Genomic DNA, 11,498 nt, shown 5'->3' with positions numbered 1-11,498 from the left:
TGTTAATACTGCTTAAAAAGTATAAATAAATTTATACTACTGGGAAAATGATTTAGTGATCGCTTGTTTTTTACTGGATCTGACGAAACCGCATAGCTCCCACCAAACATCCCTACAACAGCTGTACCTTGATGAATACCACACCGAAACTGTACGCTAGTAAGTCTGTCACCATCGAATACACCTTGCTCTCGCCAGCGCTGGTTCAAGTCAGCCAGTGAGCGGTGCATTGCTCTTGCTGTATTGATGGCACGACGTACCTGTTCATTGGGGGTTAGTTCTTCCGGCGCTCCATATAAAGCTAAAATAGCATCTCCCATAAATTTATCTACAGTACCGCCATTACCAAATACAACCTTGGTCATAGCTTCTAAATATTCATTTAGCAATTCTGCGACTCGTCGGGATCTGAGAGTATTTGATAGCTGTGTAAAACCCACGATGTCACTAAACAAAACTGTAATTAAGCGTGGTTCTGGGCGCAAATCTAATGTTAAATCTCCGGTTGCGGCTTTTTGCACCAATACAGCCGGTAAAAAGCGCTTTAATACTGATTCTGTTAAATAAGTATTTAACTCCACAATTCGTCGTTCATTTTCTTTTAATGCTAAAAGATTGCGAACTTCCGCCAAAAGTTCCCGATCATTGAATGGTTTTGCTAAATAAGCATCCGCCCCATGTTCTGTACCTTCGATGCGGGTTTCTTCATCAACTTTCGCTGTCAGTAGAATGATGGGCGTTCCTTTCAGCTTTTCCTCTTTGCGGATCATCTGAATCATCTCAAGTCCGCTCACCAAGGGCATCATTAAATCAGTCACAATCAAGCTGGGTATAATTTCCTTCGCTAGACTGTGCCCTTCATAACCGTTACGAGCTGTGCGTACATGATAACCGTTACGGCGGAAAATTTCAGATACATAGGTTCGCAAATCTGGGTTGTCATCTACAACTAAAATTGAGTGCTGAGTCTTAAGTGCTGAGTCTTGCGTATCAATATTAGGAGAGCAATTTATTGTAATATCTTCAATATTGTCTGTTGTTGACTCTACCAGTTCTAAATCAGCCAATTCTACGCTAGCGCGGCTTGTGTTCACTTCGACAGGGGTTTCTAGTACTTGCTGTACGGGTAAATGACCATTTCCAGTCACAAGCCATAAACTAAAGGTAGTACCTTGGCCATAAACTGATTCCACAGTGACGTGGCCACCATGCAATTCTACCAATTCTTTAACTAAGGCTAAACCCAAACCACTGCCTTCATAGGAACGGTTTGCTGAACCTTCAGCTTGGCGGAAGCGCTCAAATAGATGGGGAATTTGTTCTTTAACAATGCCAATTCCCGTATCTTGTACTTGTAATATGCAACGATCTTGTTCAGATTTTAGTCTGACGCTGATCGTGCCACCTTCGGGGGTAAACTTCATGGCATTTGACAAAAGGTTATAAACCACCTTGTCGAATTTTTCCATGTCCAAGTACACCGGAGAACATTCATCTAACTGGGTGGCGAGATGCAGTCTCTTTTTCTCACAGTAGGGACGAAAAGATTCCACAATTTGGCTGACAAATTCGACTAAATCGCAGGGATGGAAACTAGGCTGCATTCTTCCCGCATCTAAGCGTTGTAAATCCAGGAGTTGATTTACCAGTCGTAGCAAACGGCGGGAGTTACGCAGGGCGATCGCACTTTGGGAGTAAGATAATCCTTCACCAGCAGCCACCGCCGACTCTAGAGGCCCTTGAATCAAGGTGATCGGTGTGCGAAACTCATGGGAGATATTTTGGAAAAATTCGGTTTTTTGTTTATCTAACTCCAGTAAGCGTTCAGCTTGTTGACGAGTTTTTTGATACAGGTGTGACTGTTGCACAGCGATCGCTGCTTGGGCTGCTACTGCTTTCGCCAAATCGATATCAGATGGCAGCCATTGACGTACTTTTTTACCTTCATGCAAGGTAATACTACCAATACATTTACCATCAGCCAATAATGGTACAAACATTAGCGATCGCGCTGGCATTTTTAACGGCAAATTAAAACCCTGTATATCTGAGGGAGAATGGCTCACATTCCCAATTACCACAGGCTCATGTGTCTGTAGCATTTGTTGGAGGATGGGATTCTCTTGTATAGATGATTGAGAATAGGGTAATCTCTGGGCTGATAGATGGTTATTGTCTGGGCCTGGCGATGCCTGTGGCGAGCTGTGCCTACGTAAACTTTCCAAATGTTGAAAACTGTCATACAAGGCAACACACTCGACAAACTCATCTTCTTCTGTCCACAAAGACAGGACGCAACCATCGACTTGTAAGGCTTGTCCTAGTTGTTGAGTAATAGCCGCAAAGATATCTTGGGGGTCTAGACTAGAGCGAATCGCGCTAGTAATCGTATTAATTAAACTCTCTCGCTTGGCAAGGGCACGTACTTGTTCGTAAGCATAAGCTTGAGACAAAGCTAAGGCTGCCTGATCCGCTACCATCAACACTAGCTGCACCTCATCCTCTCCCCAGAAGCGGGGCACAGAACACTGGTGCAGTGCCAGCACTGCCATCAGTTCTTGTTGGCAGATCAATGGCACAACTAAACTAGAACAAATATTAGCGACAACAAAAGCTTCTCCACGTTCGCGCAGTTCGGGAGTATTACCGTGAATGCGTTCATCATCGGTTACATCGTGAATCACCTGGACTTCACGGGTTTCCCACACTGTCTGAGCCAAAACAGTCAGAGGGGTAGAGGGGGAGAGGGACACAGCAGAAGAATTATTTGCCTGCACCTCTGCTGGTGTATGTTCCCCTGCTTCTTCTGAAAGAGCTTTCTGATAAATAAATCCTTTATCCGTCAACTGCTCATCTTGGAAGGGACGTAACAGACAGACATCCACCTCCAACATGTGACCCACTGTATCTACAATTGCCTGCAAAATTTGTCTGTAGTCTAAAGCACTACGAATCGTATTTGTGACAGTATTCAGCAGCGACTCTTGTCGGAGTGTGCGTGTAAGTTCGCGGGTGCGGGCTTTGAGGACATTGTGAGTATCCAAAGCTTGGCGTACCACAGCTTTAAGTTCCTCAGCTTCCCACGGTTTGGTGACATATTTAAAGACCTTACCAGCGTTGATTGCTTCCACCAAGTCTTCGACATCGGTGTAGCCAGTTAAAATAATTCGGATAATATCTGGATATTGAGTTGCTGTCAGGCTCAAAAATTCTGTACCGCTCATCATCGGCATTCGCTGATCGGAGATGATCACCGCGACCTCTCCCTCTTGAGCCAGAAGATCGAGGGCCGCAGGGCCAGAGGTTGCCCTTAGCACCTTATAGTCGCGATAAAAGGTGCGGTAAAGCAAGTCAAGGTTGTCTGGCTCATCATCGACAACCAAAATTTTAGGCTTACTGTTTGCTTGGGATTTCATGCACCGCTTTCCTGCTGCAACGGCAGTCGGATAAAGAATAATCTGATCAGGGAAGGATTTTTCTGAGTCAGGTAAGAGCAGAGCATTTCCACCAATAAGGCTCTTTGTCTACATGACTGCTGAGTGTAGGAGCGTTTACTCACGGTAATTCGTTTCAATTGCTTATACCTATTACCGTTTGCTTTAGTGCAGTGTAATTGCTTTCATAGTCAGTTATAGGGTTATAGAGTCGATCCTTGCTAGTCAAATCTTCTTTCACCTCCTGCGAGCAATGTCTAATACTACATACAGCACTCATAGCTAGCTGAAAAATCCAGATGAAGCTGCATATTAAGTTTTCCCTCCGCAGCAGTTGTACTAACACTTGCACGTAAATTTTATTTATGGTAGTCATGGTAGAGTCAGCAAAATTAAAACAATAAGATTTAAAACCAAAGTATACTATTAGACAAATACCTCTTTCTAATTTAGCAATCAGAACTATCATTAAGACAAGTGGTATTGGTGAAGAAGGTAGGGATAGGAATCTGCAATATTCCTGCCTAGCATCTGTACAGCCTGTTTCTATTACTTAGCAGCAAAGTCTTGTTAGTGTAGCGTCAATTGCATAAATAAGTTCAGTATTACACCTAAAGATGGTTTACAACCAAAGTTTGTTGTTAGTGTACTTACTTAACAATTTTATTAGTAATGCCTACAGGTAAGTTATGCTATATGTCTACCCATTAACCTAAACCTGTACGATTTACAGGTGTTTTTGTGGTAAACAGACTGGTATACTCCCTATCTCAAGCAAGGGATGCATCTAATCTTACTGAACTTAAGATTGTAGCTTTATGAAGCTGTAACTTCTAAGACTCTTTCAAAAAGACGGACTATAAAGCCCCAAACTAAAGTGTAAAACTTTGTATGCTTATAAGCAAAAGCAAATGAGCAGTCTTAGGTCAGTTCAATCTACTGGGAATATATAAAGTTTTTATGCGGTTAAAAGGGTGTTTGAGGATATTTGAGAAAATTTTCGTTAAATAAAATCAATACTAAACTAGCCTTGAAATATCGGTCTTTTCATCCATACCAGCAACAGCCAATCGATCCAGCTTGCTGCGAATTTCAAATTCGTACAGCTACACCTACTGATTTGATCGGTGTTTCCCAAATTATTGCTGAAAGCTTTCACTCCCAAAAAGGTATGTGGGGATGGGCTTTTCCATTGTTACGTCTGGGCATTTACGAAGACTTAAGGCATCGGATGACATCACCTCCACCCCGCCATGTTTGTTTAGTCGCCTTGGAAGCTAACAATGGTGCGGCTAATAACTTAGTAGGAAGTGTAGAACTGGGTGTACGTTACAGTGATTCCTGGGGCCAGGCTGGCATAGGTTTTCCTTACTTATCTAATTTAGCCGTTCACCCAAAATACCGTAGACATGGAGTGGCTTCAGGGTTACTGACTAGCTGTGAAAAAGTTTCCCGCGAATGGGGATTTCAAGACTTATATCTTCACGTTTTGGAAAATAACCATCAGGCAAGGCAACTTTATTTCAAGGTGGGATATCGGGTACATAAAGTCGAATCAAATTGGAATACATTTTTATTAGGACGCTCAAGCCAGATGTTATTGCACAAGCATTTGAATGCTAATTTTAGTATCTGACATTTTGGTAAATTTTTATTTTGTAATTAGTTTGGAGAAAATCTATCATCAATATCGGCAACCAAAGCAGAAATTAACCTAATTAAAAAACTAGCTAATGTTAGCTAAATAGCTTGATATATAAAGCTTTAGATAATTTGTTTAAGTAGTTTTCATTGAGATTTTTATTATTTATTTAAAAAAAACATCAATAAAAAAACTTCACCAAAATAATTAAGGTGTTACATTTGGTCGTTTTTAACTTGTCATTAAACAATAAGTATTTTACATAGATATAATAAATGAATTACAATACAATCTAGCTGTACAATTACTTTGTTAAACCAGCGATCCCTCATAATAACTTTGTAATTAAGATATTCATCTTTATAAAAACTTTAATAAAACATTCTCTGAATTTGGCGACAAATCTGGTTATATCTCATAAAATATGATCACTCAATTACTAAACAATGCGTATTTATTACTATCTTAGTGAAATTGACCAAAAGACTCTTGATAATAAAAGAATTCAATGATCTGATTTGACATAAAAGCTAATTCTTTTTTGAAGTGCATACTACTACTAAATTCGTTGAAAGTTTAAAAAACATGGATAGCGAACAGCATCGACGCTATCAAATCTCTATGGTATCAACTTATTACCCTAAAACTAGTTTCCTTGACTCTGTTGTCATGCCAGATGGAACTGAGCAATCGCAAGGCTCGGATATCCTTACACGTTTACACAGTGGAGAAGTTTTTATCGTCAATAGTCGTAGGCGGAATGGATTAATCCTCTTTAAACGCTACCATGCAGAGTTTGCTGGACCTGGGGCTGCTGTGGGTGGGGATTACGACTGTGATTGCCAAAGGGCACTGCCCATAGGTAATCTGTCTTTATTAACCCCCGATTCTAATGAAGAACGGCAGAAAGCTTACTTGATTAGACGGCAGTGGATTCGATTGATCAAACAAATTACAGAAAACCCAATACCTGGGCAGCGAGTTCAGAAAATTCTCGATCAATTTGAACAATACTTTCCACCAGAAATAGTAGCTCTTTTGCCGGATGTTGCTTTTGCTCTTTTGGTAGGTGTGCTGCCACAAACGGTAGGATTAGTACGTCGTTTGGGCAGTGAGATGGATAGCCGATTTAATTATTGAGTGAATTGCTAAAATTCCAAATCGGCTATTGCTGCTTGGACTCTAGTAATCGTGCGTGCGTTTTCCTCTATTGTCCCAACAGTAATTCGCAATCCTCCGCTAATGTGTCGTACAAGAGTGCCGAGTTTTCTAAGTTTCTGGTGGAAAGTTTTTAGCACAGCATCTTGTGAATTTAAGCCATTGGGTTTAAAGCGTATGTAAACAAAATTAGCAGCGCTTGCGGTAATTTGTAGTTCTGGTTGCTGGGATAAAATTTCGATGAGTTTGGATCGTTCACTCAAAGTTTGGGGAATTGACTCCAGTAAGAGGGTGCGGTTTTGTAAAGCAACTAATGCTGCTGCTATGGAAAAGCTGGGGAGATTGTAAGGTAAGCGAACTTTTTCTAAAATGGCGATCGCTTCGGGATGAGCGACGCAATAACCAACACGGAGAGATGCCAATCGGAAAGCTTTAGAAAAAGTGCGTAATATTACCCAGTTGGGGCGCTGCGCTAATTCACCTACTAGGGTAGTTTGACTAAATTCAAAGTAAGCTTCATCAATTACTACCAAAATATGTTCGCTCAGACTTCTTAACCATGCCAGCTCTGCTGTCGTTAAGCTATTGGCAGTCGGCGAATTGGGATGTACTACGAAAACTACGCGAATGGGGGGATTTTGAGTTTGTTCGATCGCAGACTGTGCGGCTTTTAAGTCAATTTCAAAATTTGTTTCGTTTCTACCCACTGTTACTACAGGAATTCCCAACGTTTGTGCCAAAATTCCGTACATAGAGAAAGTAGGATTGGCAACGAGAATTGAACCTTCTTTTCCTAAACAAGTGGCGATTAATAAAGAACGGATTAGTTCATCAGAACCATTTCCAACAGAAATATTGGCAGCAGTATTGGATAGCGGGAGGGCGGCTGATTCATTGACGTATTCTGCGATCGCATCCTTGAGGGTTTCATGTCCACCATCCGGATAACGATTTGTTTCAATTACTTGCTGATATGTCCAGGCTAGCTTCTCTTTTAACTCAGGTGGTAAATCGTAGGGGCTTTCATTTGTATCCAGGCGATCAAACTGTGTGGAGACAGAATCGGCTGTATCACTGCTGGGATGGGGTTTATACGCGGTAAATTGGGCTAAATCTGACCGGATGAAGGGAAGCATAATTTTAGTCATTAGTCATTGGTCATTTGTCATTTGTCATTTGTCGTTAGTAACTAAACAAAGGACAAATGACTAAGGACATTAGTTATATGAGAGTTTAATATTTTATAACCTCAAGGTAAATGGCAAAAGAGACGAATTGCCTGCCAAATTTCTGCCATAACATCACCCAAGGCATGGTCACTGTCGAGTTCGACTAACTCCACCCCAGAACGGCAACGCGCAAAGTCACGACTAGCTTCGATGGGAATAACTTCATCCTTTTTTCCATGCAAAATTAGGGTGGGTATAGAACGTTGCAAAAATTTTTCTTGGTATTGGGCAGCATCTATAACGAAATCGTAACTTAAAGGAATTGATCGCTCCTCTCCATAGTGGTAGACCATAATATATTTTTCTTGCTGCCAACGCTCTACTTCTTCATCGCCTAGTTTGGGCAACCAATGGGATAAAAATCCAAAAGCTGGTGCTAGCAGCACAAGGCGTTCTACTTGTAAATATTGCTGTCCCAAGTGTGCGGCGGTCAAACCACCTAAACTTGAGCCAATCAGAGTTACTGGTGTAGAATCATTACTAAATTCTGCGGCAACTTGAGCGATCTGACGAGTGATTGTCAACTGCGAAAAATCGCCAGCATTGAGATCGGGGATTTTGAGCTTTGTTTGAATTTTGGCAAAGCGATCGCCTATATCCCGCGCTTTGGCAGAATTAGGACTGGAAGCGAAACCGTGAAGATATATATATTGCAAAGCTGTAAATAGTTAGGAGTTAGGGCTAATAAGTTAAGAATTTTAAGTTATGAGTTTTTTTATTCAACTTATAACTCATAACTCTTAACTCCTAACTCTTGCTTATTACCGCATTGTGACAAATTCTTCGGCTGAGGAGGGATGGATACCAACGGTGGCATCAAAGTCTTTTTTAGTTGCGCCCATCTTTACAGCGATCGCTACACCTTGGATAATCTCGGCGGCATTTTCACCTACCATGTGAGCGCCTAGCACTTTGTCAGTGTTGCTATCAACTACCAACTTCATCATTGTCTTCTCTTGCTTCCCAGTCAAACTATAGTACATGGGGCGAAAGCGAGTGCGAAAAATTGTTACCGCATCACCGAATTTTTCCCGTGCTTCGGCTTCTGTCAAGCCTACTGTTGCGGCTTCTGGGTTAGAAAATATGGCTGTGGGAACAGTTTCGTGACTGAATTCGCGGCGATTATTGCCAAACTCACTATCAGCAAAGGCGCGACCTTCGCCAATGGCGACAGGAGTTAAATTGATTCGGTCAGTGACATCGCCAACGGCAAAGATATTCGGTTGATTCGTTTGGCTATATTCATTGACTGCGATCGCATTTGTGGTGTTGTACCCTGGCCCTTCCATAGAAGTAGCAACAACATCAACCCCAGCGTTTTCTAAACCTAGTCCATCTACATTGGGAGTTCGACCAGTCGCCACTAAAAACACGTCCGCGATTATTGGTTCTTGGTCTTCCCCTGATAAAGTAAGTTTAAATCCTTCCGTCACACATTCAACTGTTTTTACCACATTATTCTTAATCAGCCGAATTCTGTGGTTTGTCATTCCCTCTTCAATTTCTGTGCGGACATCTTCATCAAACCCATTCAAAATCTTGTCACCTCTGGTAATTTGTGTCACCTCAGAACCCAAACCGCGCATAATACAGGCAAATTCTGTGCCGATATAACCAGCGCCAAGAATGACGATGTGTTTTGGTTGTTCTTTTAGATGAAAGATTTCGTTAGAGGTAATGCCATATTCCATCCCTGGTAAATCTGGTTTGATAGGACGACCACCAACAGCAATTAAAATTTTGTCTGCTGTCACTTTGCGTCCATCAACTTCTACGGTGTGAGAGTCTAGCAATGTGGCGCGACCGGAAAATAGTTTTACACCAGCTTTTTCTAAGAAGTTTATGTGTAGTTGCGATAGTCGCCGAACTTCCTTATCTATAGATGTAATGAAATATTCCCAATCCAACTCAGCATTACCGACTTTCCAGCCATAGCCTGAAGCTTCACTAAACAGTGCGGGAAAGTGAGAGGCATAGACCATAAGTTTTTTGGGAACGCAACCGCGAATCACACAAGTCCCACCAACTAAATCATATTCAGCGATCGCCACTTTTGCCCCATAGCTAGCCGCCCGTTTAGAAGCCGCCAAGCCTCCAGAACCCGCACCAATTACAAATAGGTCGTAATCAAAAGTCATAAATTTATGTTCTCTCTAGCAAAAAGTTAGTTACTGGGAACTTACACACAGAATGTCATTGAACTATATAAGAAGGATATCCGGTGAACCCTGTGTAAGTCCTATCCTTGATTTAATCTAGCGTTAGCAGATGTTCTCTGGTCGTAGGGAATATCACTTTTTGCTTTGGTTGCTGTAGAGTCAGTCACTAAAACTGTTTGTCATAGTTCTTTTTCAGGTGTCGGTCATAAGTCTGTGCTACTGCATTGGAGCAGCTAAGTTGCGCTAAGTCATACAGGACTTACGCAAAATTATGATACAAAGAACCGCGTTTGCAGAGAGGTACCTCCATTAGCAGTTTTGTTTTATGTGCTTGGAGAGCCAGTTGGGGTTACAGGTGTTGTCTCTGTTGGAGTTGGGGTTACAGGTGTTGTCTCTGTCGGGGTTGGGGTTACAGGTGTTGTCTCTGTCGGGGTTGGGGTTACAGGTGTTGTCTCTGTTGGGGTTGGGGTTATAGGTGTTGTCTCTGTTGGGGTTGGGGTTATAGGTGTTGTCTCTGTTGGGGTTGGGGTTATAGGTGTTGTCTCTGTTGGGGTTGGGGTTATAGGTGTTGTCTCTGTTGGGGTTGGGGTTATAGGTGTTGTCTCTGTTGGGGTTGGGGTTATAGGTGTTGTCTCTGTTGGGGTTGGGGTTATAGGTGTTGTCTCTGTTGGGGTTGGGGTTACAGGTGTTGTCTCTGTTGGGGTTGGGGTTACAGGTGTTGTCTCTGTCGGGGTTGGGGTTATAGGTGTTGTCTCTGTCGGGGTTGGGGTTATAGGTTTTGTTGTAGTTGAAGTGTCCGGTTTTGTTGTAGTTGAAGTGTCAGGTTTTGCTGTAGTTGAGGTGTCAGGTTTTGTTGTAGTTGAGGTGTCAGGTTTTGCTGTAGTTGAGGTGTCAGGTTTTGTTGTAGTTGAGGTGTCAGGTTTTGTTGTAGTTGAGGTGTCAGGTTTTGCTGTAGTTGAAGTGTCAGGTTTTGCTGTAGTTGAAGTGTCAGGTTTTGCTGTAGTTGAAGTGTCAGGTTTTGTTGTAGTTGAGGTGTCAGGTTTTGTTGTAGTTGAGGTGTCAGGTTTTGTTGTAGTTGAGGTGTCGGGTGTAGGAGTTAGTTGCACAAAAGAGGGATTTTCAATTACTCCCTCACCTTTTATCGGTGGCTGTGCTTTCAAAGCCGCAGCAGTTTCGGCTTGAACTTTGGTGATTGCAGGATCAGGCGTAGGTACAGGACTTTGCCTGTTCAAATCAAGTTCCCGAACTAGTTGGCTCGTTTCATAAAAATTTCTCAGATCAAAATCATACAATCTTTCAAATTTCCCTTTAACTATAATCACCATTTGCCCTGCTTCTAACACCTTAGTTTCAGAAGCTTCTTTGTTAGAAACTTCAATGCCACTATTTGTTAGCGCACCCACAATCGTGGTGTCTGTTTGTTGGTTGTAGCGTACAAATAATGCTGAACCACGAATTGCTGCTGCTGCATTTGGTGTTTGTATACGTGTTTGCCCCTGTCCTGGTGGGATGAGTAACAACACAGTCCCATTTGAAAGTTTAAAGTCACGTGTCTTCGGCAAAAATTGAAATAACGCCTGTTCTCCAACTCGTGCCAAGGAGCCATCATTGAAACGCAAATCTGCTAGTGAAGCTCGACCAGTTGCCACCCCGTCCCCAGGAGTCATTGCATCTAATTTACGTGCAGGACGTTTCTTTTGTTTATCTTTGGGTATCAGTTGTACTATGTTGCGGAGATCCTGAATTTCTGCTCGCGTTAGAGGAGTTATGGCACTTAAGTAGGACAGGGTGAAAAAACCAAATTGTGTAAAGATAAGTAAATACACATAATGTATCTACCACGGTAACAGGTATATGGGCAGCCGTTTAAGGGTAT

At 42.1% G+C, this 11,498-nt stretch carries 7 protein-coding genes; 2 read left to right on the top strand and 5 right to left on the bottom strand.

Annotation, left to right across the window (positions count from 1 at the left end; translation table 11 throughout):
- Nucleotides 1–2 precede the first annotated feature (2 nt).
- Entirely contained in the window at nucleotides 3–3,416 is a 3,414-nt protein-coding gene (locus H6G86_RS36455; RefSeq protein WP_242065160.1) for a response regulator, read from the bottom strand.
- Nucleotides 3,417–4,464: 1,048 nt separating this feature from the next.
- Between H6G86_RS36455 and H6G86_RS36450 the strand changes: the two genes are divergently transcribed.
- Together H6G86_RS36450 and H6G86_RS36445 are read left to right on the top strand one after the other, a co-directional pair.
- A complete protein-coding gene (locus H6G86_RS36450; RefSeq protein WP_242065159.1) occupies nucleotides 4,465–5,070 on the top strand; it encodes a GNAT family N-acetyltransferase in 606 nt (201 codons plus the stop codon).
- Between the two features lie 591 nt (nucleotides 5,071–5,661).
- Nucleotides 5,662–6,216, top strand: a complete 555-nt coding sequence (locus H6G86_RS36445; protein ID WP_114084552.1) for a hypothetical protein — start codon at nucleotides 5,662–5,664, stop codon at nucleotides 6,214–6,216.
- A gap of 8 nt (nucleotides 6,217–6,224) precedes the next feature.
- Here H6G86_RS36445 and H6G86_RS36440 read toward each other — a convergent pair whose 3' ends face one another.
- From H6G86_RS36440 to H6G86_RS39790, 4 genes are all read right to left on the bottom strand, one after another.
- Nucleotides 6,225–7,370: a histidinol-phosphate transaminase gene (locus tag H6G86_RS36440; protein ID WP_190938445.1), complete on the bottom strand. Its 1,146-nt coding sequence runs from the start codon at nucleotides 7,368–7,370 to the stop codon at nucleotides 6,225–6,227.
- Between the two features lie 113 nt (nucleotides 7,371–7,483).
- Entirely contained in the window at nucleotides 7,484–8,119 is a 636-nt protein-coding gene (locus tag H6G86_RS36435) for a YqiA/YcfP family alpha/beta fold hydrolase (protein ID WP_190938444.1), read from the bottom strand.
- A 105-nt stretch (nucleotides 8,120–8,224) separates the two neighbouring features.
- On the bottom strand, nucleotides 8,225–9,601 hold the full coding sequence (gor, locus tag H6G86_RS36430) for a glutathione-disulfide reductase (RefSeq protein ID WP_190938443.1): 1,377 nt from the start codon (nucleotides 9,599–9,601) through the stop codon (nucleotides 8,225–8,227).
- Nucleotides 9,602–9,945: 344 nt separating this feature from the next.
- Nucleotides 9,946–11,448 carry a FecR domain-containing protein gene (locus tag H6G86_RS39790; protein WP_313931623.1) on the bottom strand — a complete coding sequence of 501 codons (1,503 nt, stop codon included), beginning with the start codon at nucleotides 11,446–11,448 and terminating at the stop codon, nucleotides 9,946–9,948.
- Nucleotides 11,449–11,498 lie beyond the last annotated feature (50 nt).

The sequence above is a fragment of the Nostoc sp. FACHB-133 genome (assembly GCF_014698055.1).
GTDB lineage: Bacteria > Cyanobacteriota > Cyanobacteriia > Cyanobacteriales > Nostocaceae > Nostoc.
Note: the sequence above shows the minus strand (reverse complement) of the source record. Positions and strands in the feature narration are given on the sequence as shown.

Bases quoted from the DNA above. Each gene is read 5' to 3' on its own strand.
- H6G86_RS36455 (WP_242065160.1), bottom strand. From the start codon at position 3,416: ATGAAATCCCAAGCAAACAGTAAGCCTAAAATTTTGGTTGTCGATGAT.
- H6G86_RS36440 (WP_190938445.1), bottom strand. From the start codon at position 7,370: ATGCTTCCCTTCATCCGGTCAGATTTAGCCCAATTTACCGCGTATAAA.
- H6G86_RS36445 (WP_114084552.1), top strand. From the start codon at position 5,662: ATGGATAGCGAACAGCATCGACGCTATCAAATCTCTATGGTATCAACT.
- gor (WP_190938443.1), bottom strand. From the start codon at position 9,601: ATGACTTTTGATTACGACCTATTTGTAATTGGTGCGGGTTCTGGAGGC.